This window comes from Nonomuraea sp. NPDC049655 (assembly GCF_044465465.1).
In the GTDB taxonomy this organism is placed as follows: domain Bacteria; phylum Actinomycetota; class Actinomycetes; order Streptosporangiales; family Streptosporangiaceae; genus Nonomuraea.
This window is the reverse complement of the sequence record NZ_JBITLS010000007.1, coordinates 102,065-116,976: the sequence shown is the minus strand read 5'-3', so window position 1 is coordinate 116,976 and position 14,912 is coordinate 102,065. Positions and strand designations below refer to the sequence as shown.

Sequence of the window (14,912 nt, the reverse complement as noted above, 5' to 3'; positions counted from 1 at the left end):
AGCGCCATGGAGGAGCTCCTGGATCCAGCGCTCGGCCAGGTCCGGGTGTTCCTGATGCACGACGACAACAAGCGGCGCAAGCTCAAGTACAACCTGGGCCATCGGCGGCTGCTCACCTTCGGCGGGGCGTACTCCCATCACATCAGGGCCGTGGCCCAGGCGGGAAGGCTGCACGGCATCGAGACGATCGGGGTGATCAGGGGCGAGGAGCACCTGCCGCTCAACCCCACGCTCGCCTTCGCCGCCTCCTGCGGGATGACCCTCACCTACCTCGACCGCGCCGCCTACCGGCTCAAGCACACGCCCGAGGTGCAGGCCCGGCTGCGGGAGCGGTGGGGCGACGTCGCCATCCTGCCCGAGGGCGGCAGCAACGCCGAGGCCGTGCGCGGCTGCGCCGAGCTGCCGCCCGAGATCGACGTCGACTACGACGTCGTCTGCTGCCCGGTCGGCACCGGCGGCACGCTGGCCGGCATCTCGGCCGGGCTGCCCGAGGGCAGGCGGGCGCTGGGCTTCGCGGTGCTCAAGGGGGCCGGTTTCCTGGCCGGCGAGGTGGCCCGGCTCCAGCGCGAGGCCTACGGCCGCACCTGGACGAACTGGTCGCTCGACCTCGACCACCACTTCGGCGGCTACGCCCGCTCGACCCCCGCCCTCGACCGGTTCGCCGCCGAGCACCGGGTCGAGGGCGTCTACGTGGCCAAGATGCTCTACGGCGTCCTCGACCTGGCCCGGCGGGGGGCGTTCGCGCCGGGCACCCGCGTCGTGGCCGTGCTGACCGGTCAGCCCTCGACGTCCGTGGCCGTGTGCGGGGCGCCGACCGGCTTCGACTCGGGCGAGCCGCGCTGACGCAGGTAGACCGACAGCACCACCATCGACAACACGGCCAGCAGCTCCGACTGCCAGTTCTGCAGGCTGCGGTTCCAGAACTCGGCGGAGGTCACGTACTGGCCCCACGAGACGGGGTCGCGCAGGTCGCCGAGCCGTTCGGAGTTGTAGGCCGCCTGGCCCGCCACCGACTGGGCCAGCCACGACAGCACGAAGATGGCCCCCATCACCAGCCCGAGCGAGTTGCTGAACAGCCACAGCCGGGCGCCGCGGGCCTTGGCCCAGGCGGGGGAGTAGCTGGTGGCGTACGCGCCGACCTGCTGCTCCTCGTCCGACTCGGCCCCGGCGTCCTCCACCTTCTTGGACTCGGGGGAGCCCTTCTGGACGAGCCAGACGGTCAGCATGATGTACAGGAAGAACTGCAAATACTCCGACTGCCAGTTCTCGGCCACGTCCACGGCGAAGTCGGAGGAGGTCACGTACTCGGCGAACGACACCGGGTCGGCGCCCTGGACCAGCTGCACGTCGTTGAACTGCAGCATGCCCGCCACCGCCTGCCCGCCGAGCGCCAGCAGGAACATGACGAGGAAGGCCAGCGAGAGGGAGTTCTCCTTCAACCACTTCACAACCGCGCCCACCCTATGGCCAGGAACCAGGCCAGCCCCGCCGCGATGACGAGCAGGGTCAGCGTGAACATCACCCGCATCAGTCCTCCACCTCGCATTCGTAGGGCAGGTCGGGCACGGGCCGGCAGCCCGCGGCCTTGACCCGCCAGCCGTCGTCGAAGCGGTGCAGGAACAGGGTGTCGCCGGCCAGCCGCACCTGGGCCTCCTTGCCCCACACGCTCACCTCGGTGACCGCGCCGCCGGGCCCCAGCTTGAGGTCGCCCAGCGCCTGGGCGCAGGTCTGGCCGCGGTCGGGCAGTTTCTCGGCGGTGGTCCGGGCCAGCAGCCCGCACGCGGCGTCCTCGTGGTGAGCCTCCAGGGCCGCGTGGAACCGCTCGGCCGCGCGGGCGGGGGACGTCGTGTCCACGGCGCAGCCGACGGCCGTCAGGAGGAGCGCCGTCACGACGAACGGAAATCTCATGAGCCTCCAGCTACCCACGGGGGCAGCGGGCATGCTGGCCGGCGGGCTACCCGAGCTGGTCGAGCACCGGGGCGACCAGCGCGTTGAGCTCGCGGACCAGCACGAGCACGGCCCGGTGGGCACGCTGCTCGACCTCGTCGTGCGGCCCCTCGGGCTCCGGCGGGAGGTCGCCGAGGGGCACGGGCGCCTCGACGAGCAGCGTGGCGCGCAGGAACGGGATGCGGGCCAGGTCCTGCTGGCTCGGCTCGACGTACTGGCCGAAGGTCTCCTGCCAGCCCAGCCAGCCGCGGTCGCGCCACCAGGCGCGCGACCTGGTCAGCTCGGCGGGCGGCGGCGAGACGATCCGGACGCGCGCGAACAGGGTGCCGTCCCAGGTGTTGCGGTGGCAGGTGGCCTCCAGGACGCGGCGGTCCCAGCGCACGTAGCCGGGGGTGAGGGCGGGCGGGGTGGCCAGCCGCCAGGCCGCGCAGGCGAACCTGACCGGCGCGATGTCCCCCCACTCGAACTCGTCGAGGTTCTTGCGCACGTGCACGGCGTAGCGCCCGTCACGGTCCCTGTCGAACTCCTGGTCGATCCAGAACGCCTTGCCCATGCCCCCCACGCTACGGCCCGGCGGCCCCTTCCCGGCGGCGTACGGGAGATCCGGCCTTGCCATCAATTACGTGACCACATAAGCTCATCCAGTCAAACAATTGGAGGACGACGTATGGCCAGAGCGGGCAGGCCGCCGCAGGACCCCGCGCGGCAGGCCGAGCGCGCCCACCGGATCCTCGACGCCGCCGCCGAGCTGATCCTGCGCTGGGGCTACGACAAGACCACCGTCGACGACGTCGCCAGGCGCGCCGGGGTCGCCAAGGGCACGATCTACCTGCACTGGAAGACGCGCGAGGAGCTGTTCGCCGCGCTGCTGCGGCGCGAGCGGGTGCTCATGCTGGACCGGGTGCGCGACCGCGCGCCCGCCACCCTCGGCGAGCTGTTCGGGAGCCTGGCCTCGGCGCTGCTGCACCGGCCGCTGCTGCACGCGGTGCTGCTCGACGACTCCGAGGTGCTCGGCAAGCTCACCCGGCTCAAGCGGCAGGGCCCGGCGGCCGGCGGCCTCGAACTCGGCGGCCCCTTCGACGCCTACCTGCGCGAGCTGGTCCGGCTGGGCGCCGTGCGCGCCGAGCCGGCCGAGCACGTCACGGTGATCGGCTCGATCTTCTACGGCTTCATGTTCCTGCCCGGCGCTCAGCCGGAGTCGGAGCGGCTGCCCGACGACCGCGTCGCCGAGCTGCTGGCCGAGACCGTCGAGCGCGCGGTGGGCACCGGGCGCGCGCTGCCGCTCGACGACGCCGCCGCCGTCGCGCGGGCCACGCTCGACCTCCTCGACGCCCTCGCCGACGTCGCCCGGCGCAAACTGGCGACATCCATGAGCCCGGCCAAGGAGCGCGTGCAATGAAGGCAGTCATCCCCCTCGACGACGAAGCCGCCGACCTCGGCACCGCGGGTGGCAAGGGCGCCTCGCTGGCCCGGCTGGTCAGGGCGGGGCTGCCGGTGCCCGGCGGGTTCGTCGTCACGACATGGGCGTACCGGTCGTTCGTGGCGGCGTTCGGTGACGAGATCGCCGCCGGCGGCGACCCCGGCGCGCTGTTCGCCGCGCACGAGATCCCGGCCGGCCTGGCCGAGGAGATCCGGGCCGCGCACGCCGCGCTCGGCGACGACGTCGCGGTGGCCGTGCGCTCCTCGGCCACCGCCGAGGACCTGCCCGAGCTGTCGTTCGCCGGGCAGCAGGACACCTTTCTCAACGTCAGGGCCGACGGCCTGCTGGAGGCGGTCCGCCGCTGCTGGGCCTCGCTGTGGAACCCGCGCGCCGTCGCCTACCGCGAGCGCAACGGCGTCCCGCACGACGACGTGGCCCTGGCGGTGGTCGTCCAGGAGCTGGTGGACGCCGACGCGGCCGGGATCATGTTCACCGCCGACCCGGTCACCGGCGCGCGCGACGAGATCGTGGTCAACGCGTCCTGGGGGCTCGGCGAGGCCGTCGTCGGCGGGCAGGTCACGCCGGACACGATCACCCTGTCCGGCGGCCGGGTCACCGGCTCGCGGGTCGCCGACAAGACCGTCATGACCGTGCGCACCGCGAGCGGCACCCGCGAGGAGCCCGTGCCCGAGGAGCTGCGCCGCGCTCCCGTGCTCGACGCGGCGCAGGCGGTGGAGCTGGCCGCGCTCGGCGAACGCGTCCAGGCCCTGTACGGCATGCCCATGGACGTCGAGTGGGCCAGGCGCGACGGCACGTTCGCGATCCTCCAGGCCCGCCCGATCACCGGCCTGAAACCGCAGGTCGAGGAGTGGAACGACAGCCTCAAGGGCGACTACCTGTGGACCGCGGGCAACCTGGGCGAGGCCATCCCCGACGTGATGACGCCGGCGACCTGGTCGTTCGTCCGGATCTTCATCCACGAGGCCATGTCGGCCTCGGCGCTGCCCGGGTTCGACCTGGTGGGCAACATCGGCGGCCGCTTCTACATGAACCTCAGCGTCGTCCACTCCATCGCCGCGGCCCTGGGCATGCGGAGCAGGCTGGGCGCGGTCGAGCAGGTCTTCGGCAGGCTGCCGGCCGGGCTGGAGGTGCCGCTGGTGCGGCTGTCCCGCTGGGAGATCGTCCGGCGCGTCCTGCCGATGGCCGTCACCCTCCAGCGGCGGGTGCGCCGGAACATCAAGGACCTGCCGGCCTTCCTCGCCACCTCCCGGCAGCGCTGCGAGGAGCTGCGCGAACGCGTCGCCGCCACGACCGGCGGCCCTGAGCTGGCCGACCTGTGGACGTCCGCCATCGAGCCCCACCTGGTCACCTCCAGCCGCATGCTGGAGGCCGCCGGCCGCCAGGGCGGCGCCACGCTGGTCTGGACCCGCGACCGGCTGCGCAGGCTGATGGGCGAGGCAGACGCCGAGGCCATGCTCACCGGCGTCAACGCCGACGGCGAGCTGGCCAGCCTCGGGCCCGTCCTGGGCCTGGGCCGGCTGGCCAGGGGCGAGATCAGCAGGGAGGAGTTCGCGCTGGCCTACGGGCACCGCGGCCCGCACGAGTTCGAGGTCTCAAGGCCCCGGCCCGGCGAGGACCCGGCCTGGATCGACGCCCAGCTCGCCGGCCTGCGCGACCTGCGGGCCGGCACCGAGGCGCTGCTGGCTCGGCAGGAGAAGGCCAGGCAGGAGGCGTGGGCCCGGTTCGCCGCCCGCTACCCCGGCAAGGAGGCCCGGATGCGCGCCCGGGTACGGCGGTGGAACGCGGTCGTCCGCGACCGGGAGAGCGCCCGCTCGGAGAACATCCGGGCCTTCTGGGTGCTGCGGGCGTTCGTGGTGCGCGCCGGGGAGCTGACCGGGCACGGCGACGACCTGTTCCACCTCTACCTGGAGGAGATCCTCGACGTGCTGCGCGGCGACGCCTCGGCCCTGGCCCGGATCCCGGTCCGGCGGGCGACCCACGACCGGTACGCCGCGCTGCCGCCGTACCCGACGGTGATCGTCGGCCGGTTCGACCCCGTCCGGTGGGCCGCCGACCCGGGCCGCCGGGCCGACGTCTACGACGCCCGCGGGTTCGACGTCCCGGTCAGCGACACCGTGACCGGGTTCCCCGGCGCGCCGGGCGTGGTCGAGGGCGTGGCCAGGGTCATCGCCGGCCCGGAGGACGGCGACCGGCTGGCGTCCGGCGAGATCCTGGTGACGACCCTGACGAACGTCGGCTGGACCCCCATGTTCCCGCGCGCGGCCGCCGTCGTCACCGACATGGGCGCGCCGCTGTCGCACGCCTCGATCGTGGCCCGCGAGCTGGGCATCCCGGCCGTGGTCGGCACCGGCAACGCCACCATGCGGCTGCGCGACGGCGACCGCGTCCGCGTGGACGGCGAGCGCGGCACGGTCGAGTTGCTCCAGTGAAAAGACTGCGCCAAGTCGGCCGTCCCCCGGCGGCCGGTGTGTTCACTGGATGACCATGATCGAACAGTGGATCCTCGACGACGAGCGCGAGCTCGAAGCGCGCTGCGCCCGCTTCCGCCTCGCCCTGCTGGGCCTCGACCGCGACGCCGCCCAGCCCGACCTCCAGGAGGCCCGGCAACCGGATGACACCACCTGAACAGCACGACCCGCCCGGCAATCGGACGACTCCGCCCGAACAGCACGACCTGCCCGGCAATCGGACGACTCCGCCCGACCAGCACGACCTGCCCGGCAACCGGACCGGGCCGCTCGGGTGGGAGGACCTGCCCGGTGCTCTCGTCCGGGAGGTCGAGCGGCGGCTCGGGCGGGCGGCGGCCGGCTTCGCGGAGCGGCACGGCGGCTTCACCGGCGGCGTGCGCGGCGTGCTCACGCTCGCCGGCGGCGGCCGGGTGTTCGTCAAGGCCGTGCCCGCCGGTTCGCCGCACGCGGCCGACTACCGGGCGGAGGCCGTGGTGGGCGCGGCCCTGCCGCCGGGCGTGCCCGCCCCCCGGTTCCTGTTCTCCTGCGAGGCGGCGGGGTGGGTCCTGCTCTGCTCGGAGGTCGCGCCCGGCCGGATCCCGCACGAGCCCTGGCACGACGACGAGCTGGCCGCCGCGCTCGCCCTGCTCACCGCGTGCGCCCGCGAGCTGACCCCGTCCCCGCTGGAGGGCCTGCCCACGCTGGCCGGGCGCATGTCGGGACGCTGCGAGCTGTGGAACACCCTCGACCCCGCCCGCGCCGGAGCCTGGGAACGCGCCCGCCTGCCCCGCCTGGCCGCGGTCGAACGCCGCTGGACCGCCCTGGTCACCGGCGGCACGCTGCTGCACTTCGACCCGCGCTTCGACAACATCCTCATCGACCGCGACGGGACCGCAAGCCTGGTGGACTGGGGGCGTGCCTGCACCGGCCCGGCCTGGGCCGACCTGGTCTGCCTGCTGCTGCAGTCGGACCTCGGGCCGCGTGACCCCGAGCGCCTGCTCACCACGCACCCGCTCGGCCGCCGGGCGCCCGCCGACCAGGTGGACGCCCTCCTGGTCGCCCTCCTCGGCTACTGGACGCGCTCGGCCACCGCGCCCGCGCCGCCGGCGCTGCGCGACCGTCGCGAACGCTCCCGCCGCGCCACCCTCGCCTGGCTGCGCACCCGCTGGCCCTGACGCGACCCCGAACCGACCCCGAACCGGCCCCGAACCGGCCCCGAACCGGCCCTGGACCGGCCCTGGACCGGTCGCGGCCGGTCAGCCGCCGACGTGGATGCCGGGCCGCCGCTGCGGCTCGGGCTCGACCTTGCGGATGATCTCGCGGACGACCGGCGCGGTGTCGCCGCGGCCCAGGATGAGGTAACGCAGCAGGTGCACCATCGGCGAACCCTCGGCCCACTCGAAGTAGCAGTGGGGACGCACCCCGGTGCCGTCGCGCAGCGCCAGCAGCACGGCCGCGATCGCGTTGGGCGCCGCCGGGCTCTCCGCGCGCAGCACGCGGTGGCCGTCGACCTCGACGCCGCGCACCCGCAGCACGTCGCTGAAGCTGGACGGGTCGATGACGTCGATCTCCAGGAACAGCACGTCGGCCCGGCCCGGCACCGGGTTCATGGACCGCTGCTCGCTCTCCTTGGCCAGGTATTCGGCCGCGTCGCCGGGACCGCGCCGGTTGGCGATGACGTTGAGCGCGCCGTCGTGGTTCAGCGAGTCGGTGACGAACCGGCGGGCCGTCTCGTCGAACTCGATCCGGTCGGCCCGCAGCTCGGTCGTGCGCGACACCCGCGAGATCAGCGAGATCGCGACGATGCCGAGGATGAAGAACGCCGAGATGGTGATGCCGTCGGGCTTCTCCCTGATGTTCTCCACCAGCGCGTAGACCAGCACCAGGGTCAGCACGGCGAAGCCCACGACGGCCGGGGTCTGGCGGTGGCGGACGGCCGAGATGGTCACCGCCACCGCGCCGGAGACCATCATGGCCAGGATGCCGGTGGCGTACGCGCCGGCCTGGGCGTCGACGTCGGCGTTGAAGGCCAGGGTGAGCAGGACGCAGATGGCCGTGTAGACCAGCACGACGGGCCGGACGGCCTTGCCCCACTCGGGCGCCATGCCGTACGAGGGCAGGTAGCGCGGCACGATGTTGATCAGGCCCGCCATGGCCGAGGCGCCGGCGAACCAGAGGATGAGGATGGTGCTGACGTCGTAGACCGTGCCGAAGCCCTCGCCGAGCCGTTCGTGCGCCAGGTACGCCAGCGCCCGGCCGTTGGCCTGCCCGCCCGGCGCGAACTGCTCGGCCGGGATGAGCACGGTCGTGACGAAGCTGGTGGCGATCAGGTAGACGCTCATGATGAGCGCGGCCACGGTCAGCAGCTTGCGGGTGTTGCCGATGCGCGAGCGCAGCCGCTGCTCGGGGTCGTCGCCCTGGGCGGCCACGAGCGGCATCATGCTGACGCCCGTCTCGAACCCGGACAGGCCCAGCACCAGCAGCGGGAAGGCCAGCACCGCCGGGCCGACCAGCCCGGTGAAGCCGCCGCGCCCGTTGAGCAGCGCGTCCGTCCAGCGTGACAGGGTCTCCGGCTCGGCCGCCACGTCGGCGAACCCGACGGCCACGACGACCGCGTTGAGCAGCAGGAACAGCGCCACCAGCGGGATGGCGACGCCGACCGCCTCGGTGAAGCCCATCAGGAACACCCCGCCGAGCACCACCAGCAGCACCACGGTGATGATCACCGCGTGCCCGTGCAGGAAGCTCGGGAAGTACGGGTTCTCCAGGATGTGCACCGAGGCGTCGGCGGCCGACAGCGTGATCGTGATGATCCACGACGTGGCCACGAACCCCAGCAGGACCAGCACGAACAGCTTGCCCCGCCAGAACGGCAGCAGGCGTTCGAGCATGGCGACCGACCCCTGCCCGTGCGGGCTCTCCTTGGCCACCCGCCGGTACATCGGCAGCATGCCCAGCAGCGTCAGCGCCACGATGAGCAGCGTGGCCAGCGGCGACAGCGCGCCGGCCGCGAGCGCGGCGATGCCGGGCAGGTAGGCCAGGGTGGAGAAGTAGTCGACGCCGGTCAGGCACATGACCTTCCACCAGGGCTGCGGCTCGCCGTGACCCTCGGCCGACTCCGGGCCGACGGGCTGGACCTGGTGCCGCAGCAGCCATCGCGCCGGCCGGCTCGAAGGCGGCCCGGTACGGCCCGCGCTCTCGACCGACTCGGGTATGGCAAGCTCACCGGTACCGCTCACCGGAACTTCCTCTCGGGGACGCCGCCAACGAACGTCCCCACCTTAGGGGGTCCGATCCCGGCGGCCCCCGCCGCGGTCCTCCCTCAGAAGCCGTCCTTGCGGGAGTCGGCCGGAAGGGCGGTGGCGGCCGGGCCGTCCGGCGCGGGACCGGCCGCGCGCTCGGCCGGGTCCGGCGCGGGCACCGGCTGCACCAGCACCAGCGTCAGGTCGTCGCGCAGGTCGCCGGCGTGCTCGTCCAGCAGGTCGAGCAGGTTGGGCAGCGCGTGGTCGAGGCCGGGCGCGGCCAGGGCGTGCCGGACGTGCTGGTCGAGCGGGAACTCCACGCCGTCGGCGTCCCTGGCCTCGCTCAGGCCGTCGGTGTAGAGCAGCAGCCGCTGGGACAGGCCGAGCCCGGCGCGCCGCATCCGCGGCTCGGGGCCCAGGCCGAGCGGCGGCGAGGGCTCGGGCGGCTCCAGCGCCTCCAGACGGTGGCCGATGCGCAGGGGAGCCGGATGGCCGCAGTTGACCAGCCGCACCTCGCCGGGCACGAACTCGGCCAGCAGGACGGTCACGAAGTCCTCCTCGCCCAGGTGCGGGACGAGGTCGGCGTCGAGCGCCGTGGCCAGCGTCACCAGGTCGGGCGCGCCGGGCGCGTGCCGCCGGAAGGAGGCCAGCACGACGGCGCTCAGGCGGACGGCCTCCATGCCCTTGCCCTTGACGTCGCCGACGATCAGCCGCACCCCGGAGGGCGCGACCAGCGCGTCGTGCAGGTCGCCGCCGATCAGCGCCTGGTCGGTGGCAGAACGGGTGTGGACGGCCAGGCTCATGCCGCCGAGCCGGGGCGGCAGCGGCCGGACGATCGCCTGCTGGGCCAGCTCGGCGATCTGCCGCACCCGGGACAACTCGCGCTCCTGGTCGCACTGGAACCGGTAGGCCACGGACGCCAGCCCCGTCGCAGGGGCGAGGACGAGCAGCCCCGTCAGCGGGTCGAAACCGGCGCGCCCGAAGGTGACATAGAGCGCGACAACCCCTTCGACCAGCAGGAACAGCAGGAACCAGCCTCGCTGTGAACGCATGGTGTGTCTCCGGTTATCGGCTTCTTCTTTCCGGACGCGGCGAACAGGGTGAGTAGCTACTTTCTCACTTTTAGTCACGCAGTGCATCAGGTTCCGGCAAGCTGCTGTCACAACTTCATCCGATAGGTGGCGATCACGATGGCAGGTAAGTGGCAGGCGGGCAACCTTCCAGCGGAACTCACGAGCCTGATCGGCCGCGGCGCGGAGCTGGAGCAGGTGCGCAGGGCGTGCCGGCGTTCGCGGCTGGTGACCCTGACCGGGGTGGGCGGCGTCGGCAAGACCCGCCTGGCCCTGCGCGCCGCCGCCGACCTTCGGCCCGACTTCGCCGGCGGCTGCTGGCTGGTGGAGCTGTCGCCGCTGGACGACGGGACCCTGCTGCCGCACGCCATCGCCGAGGCGCTCCGGCTCACCGACCAGACCACCAGGCCCATGTCCGAGGTGCTGGCCGAGCACCTGTTCGGGCGCGAGCTGCTGCTCGTGCTCGACACCTGCGAGCACCTGGTCGGGGCGTGCGCGGCGACCGTCGAAGGGCTGCTCGCGGCGGTGCCCGGCCTGCACGTCCTCGCGACCAGCCGCCGTCCGCTGGAGGTGGGCCCCGAGCTGGTGATCGTGGTCGACCCGCTGCCGGTGCCGGCCGCGGGCGCCACCGCGCCGCTCGGCCATGACGCCGTGACCCTGCTCGTCGAGCGCGCCGCGGCGACGATGCCGACCTTCGAGATCACCGACACCAACCGCGACGACGTCGTCCGGCTGTGCCGCAGGCTCGAAGGCATCCCGCTGGCGATCGAGCTGGCCGCGGCCCGGCTGCGCGACCTGCCCCTGGGCCATCTGGCCGACCGGCTGGAGGACCGCTTCGCCACCCTGGAGGACGACCCCGCGCTCACCCAGGAGGCCGACCCGCCCTGGCACCAGGCGCTGCGTACCGCCGTCGGGTGGAGCCACGAGCTGTGCGAGCCCGCCGAGCGGCTGCTGTGGGCGCGGGTGTCGGTGTTCGCCGGCGACTTCGACGCCGAGGCGGCGCGCCGGGTGTGCGCCGACGAGCGGCTGCCCGAGGCCGACATCGGGCTGCTGCTCGACGCCCTGGCCGACGAGTCGATCCTGACCTGGCTGCCGACCGGCTCGGGCGAGCGCTACCGCATGCTGGACACGCTGCGCGAGTACGGCGCGGGCTGGCTGCGCGGCCTCGGCGAGGAGGAGGAACTGCGCCGCCGGCACCGGGCCCACTACCAGGATCTGGCCGTGCGCGGCGCGGCCGGCTGGCTCGGCGCCGGCCAGCCCGCCTGGTACGACCGGATGGTCGGCGAGCACGACAACCTGCGCGCCGCGCTGGAGACCGCGCTCGGCGAGCGGGACGGCGCGGCCGCCCTCGACCTGGCCGGCACGCTGGCCTTCTTCTGGTACGGCTGCGGCTACGCCAAGGAGGGCCGCCACTACCTGGGCCAGGCCCTGGCGCTCGACCCGGCCCCCGGCCCGGTCCGCGCCCGCGCCCTGTGGGCCGACGGCCTGCTCGCCGCCACCCAGGGGGACGCCGCCGCGGTCGAGGCGCGGGCCGATGAGTGCGAGGCCGCCGCGGCCGACGACGACGCCTTCGCCGCGCTGTGCGTCAAGGCGCTGCGCTCGTCGGCCGGCGTGATCCGCGGCGACCTGGAGCAGGCCATGGCGGAGTCGGAGCCGGCGTACGCGATGCGCTGGAGCGGCGACGAGCTGACGATCGCCGGGCTGCTGGCGCTGATGTGCCGGGCCGTCGCGCACACCGTCGCCGGCCGGATCGAGGAGGCGATCTCGGTGCTGGAGGATCTGCGCGCCCTGTGCGACCAGCAGGGCGAGCAGGCCATGCGCTCCCACGGCGACCTGCTGCGCGGCCAGGCCGAGCTGGCCCGCGGGCGGGTGGCGGCGGCCGTCGCCTACGGGCAGGCGGCGTTGCGCACCAAGCGGAGGCTGCACGACGACTTCGGCATCGGGCTGACCGTCGACCTGCTGGCGCTCGGCGCGGGGGCCGCGGGCCGGCCCGAGCGGGCGGCCCGGCTGCTGGGGCTGGCGCAGCGGATCTGGAGCAGCCACGGTCAGGCGCAGGCCAGCGTCCCGGCCTGGGTGGCGGCCCGGCAGGAGTGCGAGCGGCAGGCGCGCGAGGCCCTGGGCGACGACGCGTACGGGTCGGCGTTCCGCGCCGGGTACGACGGCGAGGTCGACGCCGGGATCGCGTACGCGCTCGAACCCGAGGGGGAGGGGCTGCCGAACGTGTGAGACCGCCGATCCTGGGGCTCCGACGTGGCGGAGGAGGCAGATGTTGCCTGCCTGGGGGTGACAACCTCACCCCTTGGATCCATCGGCGTTACCACGGAGAGTAGGGAGACATCCGTACATGGGAGGCTGCATTGGACACCGCGCCACTTCCGTTCCCGGTTCCCGGCGAGCGGACGTCCGACACGATCCGCCGCCTGCGGGACGAGCACGGACCGGTCCTGCCCGTCCTGCTGCCGGGGGAGGTGAACGGCTGGCTGGTGACCTCCTACGAGGCGACGGACGAGGTGCTGGCCAACGACGAGGCGCTCTACAGCAAGGACGCCAGGAACTTCACCGGCCTTCATGACGGCAGCGTCCCCGCCGACTGGCCGCTGCGCCAGGTCATCGAGGGCGACCACCTGCTGACCAAGGACGGCGCCGACCACCGGCGGCTGCGCAGCCTCATCAACCGCGCCTTCACCCCGGCCCGGGTGGCCGCCCTCGCGCCGCGCGTCCAGGAGATGACCGACGAGCTGCTCGACCGCATGGCCGAGCGGGACGGCGAGGTCGATCTCGTGCACGCCTTCAGCGAGCCGCTGCCGGTCGCCGTGATCTGCGAGCTGTTCGGCGTCCCGCAGGAGGAGCGGGCGCAGATCCGCGAGTGGACGGGGGTGATGTTGTCGCACGCCGCCGCCCCCGACGAGGTGAACGCGGCGGCCGGGTCGCTGCTCGGCTATCTGGCGGCCTTCATCGCGCGCCGCCGCCGCGAGCCGGCCGACGACCTGACCACCGGCCTGATCCGCGCCAACGAGGACGACGGCGGCCGCCTGTCCGACAACGAGCTGCTGTGGATCCTGTGGGTCGTGCTCGTCGCCGGCCACGAGACGACCGTGCACCTGATCGCCAAGGCGGTCGTGGCCCTGTGCGCCGACCCCGCCCAGCTCGACCGCGCCCGTACGGAGGACGCGTGGGAGCAGGTGGTGGAGGAGGCGCTGCGCAGCCGCAACTCGGTCGTCGGCCTGGTCTTCCGCTACGCGCTCAAGGACGTCACGGTCGCCGGCACCACCATCCCGGCGGGCCGGCCCATCGTCGTCGGGCTCACCGGCGCGGGCACCGACCCGGCCCGCTACGGCCCGGACGCCGGCCGCTTCGACCTGGGCAAGGCCAAGGAGGGGCATCTCGGCTTCGGCCGGGGCCCGCACTTCTGCCTGGGGGCGCCGCTGGCCCGGCTGGAGGCCAGGATCGCGCTGTCGTCGCTGTTCGGCAGGTTCCCGGGGCTGCGGCTGGCGGTCCGCCCCGAGGAGATCGCCTACACGGCGTCGATCATCACCGAGGGGCCCCTGGCGGTGCCCGTACTGCTGCGCTGATTCTGCCTGTCAAACCGGCTTTCCGTGATTCGGAACAGGGCGGCCGGGTCGAGGATGACGTCCTCGACCCGGCCGCTCCTGTCGTGCCGGGTGCGGTGACGCCCCCTCACTTCCTCTCGGCCTCTTGACACGATCTTCGCCGCAATGGTCTCCTAGCGCCAGTTCGGAATAGCATTCCTTATGACGGAACAGGAACAGGACGGGATCTCCATGGAACGCGCGCATTCGACCGCCGGCCGGCCCTCGTGAGGGCTCTCGTCTTCACCGCCCCCGGCGTCGTGGAGCAGCGGGACGTGCCCGAGCCCGTGGCCGGGCCGGACGAGGTGCTGGTGCACGTGGTCGCCTCCGGCATCTGCGGCAGTGAGCTGCACGGCGTGCGGACCCCCGGGTTCCGGGTGCCGCCGCTGGTCATGGGGCACGAGTTCGCCGGGCGCACCGACGACGGGCGGCCGGTCACGGTCAACCCGATCCTGTCGTGCGGCGCGTGCGACGTGTGCCTGATCGGCCGGCCCAACGTGTGCAGGAAGCGGCAGATCATCGGCGTGCACCGGCCGGGCGCCTTCGCCGAGCGCGTCGCGGTGCCGGCCGGGGCTGTGGTGCCGCTGCCCGACGGGCTCGGCTGGACCGCCGCCGGCGTGGTGGAGCCGGCCGCGAACGCCGTGCACGCCTGGGGGCTGGCCGGGCGGCCGGCCGGGGCGCGCGTGGGCGTGATCGGCGCCGGGGCCATCGGCCTGACCTGCCTGCTCACCGCCCTGTCCGGCGGCGCGGCCGGCGTGGACGTGGCCGACCGCTCGCCCGAGCGGCTGGCCGTCGCCGCGGGGCTCGGCGGCGTGGCGGCGGGCGCCGAGCTGACCGGCGAGTACGACGTGATCTTCGACGCGGTCGGCGCCGCCGCCACCCACGAGCAGTCCCTGTCCCGGCTGCGCCCCGGCGGCGTGGCCGTCTGGCTCGGCCTGGCCGACCACGTCGCCGGGTACGACGCCGCCGACCTGGTGCGCGGCGAGAAGCGCGTGCTGGGCTCGTTCGCCTACGATGCGGCCGACTTCGCCGCGGCCGTCGGCCTGGTCGGCCGCTGGGACCTGAGCTGGGTCCGGACCTTCCCCCTGGAAGAGGGCGCCGAGGTCTTCACCCGGCTGATGAACGGCCAGGCCACCCCCGTCAAAGCCCTGCTGACCCCGGAATCGAGGTAACCC

The 14,912-nt window shown here is 73.9% G+C and carries 13 protein-coding genes; 8 read left to right on the top strand and 5 right to left on the bottom strand.

The window, feature by feature from the left end:
* The first annotated feature begins 6 nt into the window (after nucleotides 1-6).
* Nucleotides 7-843 carry a 1-aminocyclopropane-1-carboxylate deaminase/D-cysteine desulfhydrase gene (locus ACIBQ6_RS23325; RefSeq protein WP_397214420.1) on the top strand — a complete coding sequence of 279 codons (837 nt, stop codon included), beginning with the start codon at nucleotides 7-9 and terminating at the stop codon, nucleotides 841-843.
* On the opposite strand, the gene ACIBQ6_RS23320 is transcribed toward ACIBQ6_RS23325, so the two are convergent.
* The 3 genes from ACIBQ6_RS23320 to ACIBQ6_RS23310 all read right to left on the bottom strand — a co-directional run bounded on the left by ACIBQ6_RS23320 (nucleotide 777) and on the right by ACIBQ6_RS23310 (nucleotide 2,500).
* Nucleotides 777-1,448 (bottom strand): DUF6766 family protein, encoded by a 672-nt coding sequence (locus ACIBQ6_RS23320; protein ID WP_397214418.1) that lies wholly within the window; start codon nucleotides 1,446-1,448, stop codon nucleotides 777-779. The two genes, ACIBQ6_RS23325 and ACIBQ6_RS23320, sit on opposite strands and share 67 nt — an antisense overlap.
* A 79-nt stretch (nucleotides 1,449-1,527) precedes the next feature.
* Nucleotides 1,528-1,908, bottom strand: coding sequence for a hypothetical protein (locus ACIBQ6_RS23315; RefSeq protein ID WP_397214416.1), 381 nt, complete (start codon nucleotides 1,906-1,908; stop codon nucleotides 1,528-1,530).
* A gap of 46 nt (nucleotides 1,909-1,954) precedes the next feature.
* Nucleotides 1,955-2,500, bottom strand: coding sequence for a hypothetical protein (locus ACIBQ6_RS23310; protein ID WP_357979448.1), 546 nt, complete (start codon nucleotides 2,498-2,500; stop codon nucleotides 1,955-1,957).
* Nucleotides 2,501-2,614: 114 nt separating this feature from the next.
* On the opposite strand from ACIBQ6_RS23310, the gene ACIBQ6_RS23305 reads away from it, so the two are divergent.
* From ACIBQ6_RS23305 to ACIBQ6_RS23290, 4 genes are read left to right on the top strand one after another with little or no spacing between them, the layout of a single operon-like run.
* The gene (locus ACIBQ6_RS23305) at nucleotides 2,615-3,346 is read left to right on the top strand and encodes a TetR/AcrR family transcriptional regulator (protein ID WP_397214414.1); all 732 of its coding nucleotides are present in this window, start codon (nucleotides 2,615-2,617) and stop codon (nucleotides 3,344-3,346) included.
* Entirely contained in the window at nucleotides 3,343-5,817 is a 2,475-nt protein-coding gene (locus ACIBQ6_RS23300; protein WP_397214412.1) for a PEP/pyruvate-binding domain-containing protein, read from the top strand. Before ACIBQ6_RS23305 ends, ACIBQ6_RS23300 begins: the two co-directional genes overlap by 4 nt.
* 49 nt (nucleotides 5,818-5,866) lie before the next feature.
* Complete coding sequence (locus tag ACIBQ6_RS23295; RefSeq protein WP_352352560.1) at nucleotides 5,867-6,013, top strand: hypothetical protein; 147 nt, start codon at nucleotides 5,867-5,869, stop codon at nucleotides 6,011-6,013.
* Nucleotides 6,000-7,010, top strand: a complete 1,011-nt coding sequence (locus tag ACIBQ6_RS23290) for a phosphotransferase (protein WP_397214410.1) — start codon at nucleotides 6,000-6,002, stop codon at nucleotides 7,008-7,010. Before ACIBQ6_RS23295 ends, ACIBQ6_RS23290 begins: the two co-directional genes overlap by 14 nt.
* Before the next feature lie 81 nt (nucleotides 7,011-7,091).
* Here the strand turns inward: ACIBQ6_RS23290 and ACIBQ6_RS23285 are convergent, their stop codons facing one another.
* Nucleotides 7,092-9,074 (bottom strand): amino acid transporter, encoded by a 1,983-nt coding sequence (locus tag ACIBQ6_RS23285; RefSeq protein ID WP_397214408.1) that lies wholly within the window; start codon nucleotides 9,072-9,074, stop codon nucleotides 7,092-7,094.
* An 83-nt stretch (nucleotides 9,075-9,157) separates the two neighbouring features.
* Nucleotides 9,158-10,129: a PP2C family protein-serine/threonine phosphatase gene (locus ACIBQ6_RS23280; protein WP_397214406.1), complete on the bottom strand. Its 972-nt coding sequence runs from the start codon at nucleotides 10,127-10,129 to the stop codon at nucleotides 9,158-9,160.
* Nucleotides 10,130-10,255: 126 nt separating this feature from the next.
* On the opposite strand from ACIBQ6_RS23280, the gene ACIBQ6_RS23275 reads away from it, so the two are divergent.
* The 3 genes from ACIBQ6_RS23275 (at nucleotide 10,256) to ACIBQ6_RS23265 (ending at nucleotide 14,909) form a co-directional block, all read left to right on the top strand.
* Complete coding sequence (locus tag ACIBQ6_RS23275) at nucleotides 10,256-12,373, top strand: ATPase (RefSeq protein WP_358292231.1); 2,118 nt, start codon at nucleotides 10,256-10,258, stop codon at nucleotides 12,371-12,373.
* Nucleotides 12,374-12,504: 131 nt separating this feature from the next.
* The gene (locus ACIBQ6_RS23270; RefSeq protein ID WP_358292233.1) at nucleotides 12,505-13,719 is read left to right on the top strand and encodes a cytochrome P450; all 1,215 of its coding nucleotides are present in this window, start codon (nucleotides 12,505-12,507) and stop codon (nucleotides 13,717-13,719) included.
* 245 nt (nucleotides 13,720-13,964) lie between these two features.
* The gene (locus tag ACIBQ6_RS23265; RefSeq protein WP_358292235.1) at nucleotides 13,965-14,909 is read left to right on the top strand and encodes an alcohol dehydrogenase catalytic domain-containing protein; all 945 of its coding nucleotides are present in this window, start codon (nucleotides 13,965-13,967) and stop codon (nucleotides 14,907-14,909) included.
* Nucleotides 14,910-14,912: the final 3 nt, after the last annotated feature.

What these genes read in the sequence shown, in the direction of transcription:
- ACIBQ6_RS23325 (WP_397214420.1), top strand. Translation starts at nt 7, where the DNA reads ATGGAGGAGCTCCTGGATCCAGCGCTCGGCCAGGTCCGGGTGTTCCTG.
- ACIBQ6_RS23315 (WP_397214416.1), bottom strand. Translation starts at nt 1,908, where the DNA reads ATGAGATTTCCGTTCGTCGTGACGGCGCTCCTCCTGACGGCCGTCGGC.
- ACIBQ6_RS23310 (WP_357979448.1), bottom strand. Translation starts at nt 2,500, where the DNA reads ATGGGCAAGGCGTTCTGGATCGACCAGGAGTTCGACAGGGACCGTGAC.
- ACIBQ6_RS23305 (WP_397214414.1), top strand. Translation starts at nt 2,615, where the DNA reads ATGGCCAGAGCGGGCAGGCCGCCGCAGGACCCCGCGCGGCAGGCCGAG.
- ACIBQ6_RS23300 (WP_397214412.1), top strand. Translation starts at nt 3,343, where the DNA reads ATGAAGGCAGTCATCCCCCTCGACGACGAAGCCGCCGACCTCGGCACC.
- ACIBQ6_RS23295 (WP_352352560.1), top strand. Translation starts at nt 5,867, where the DNA reads ATGACCATGATCGAACAGTGGATCCTCGACGACGAGCGCGAGCTCGAA.
- ACIBQ6_RS23290 (WP_397214410.1), top strand. Translation starts at nt 6,000, where the DNA reads ATGACACCACCTGAACAGCACGACCCGCCCGGCAATCGGACGACTCCG.
- ACIBQ6_RS23280 (WP_397214406.1), bottom strand. Translation starts at nt 10,129, where the DNA reads ATGCGTTCACAGCGAGGCTGGTTCCTGCTGTTCCTGCTGGTCGAAGGG.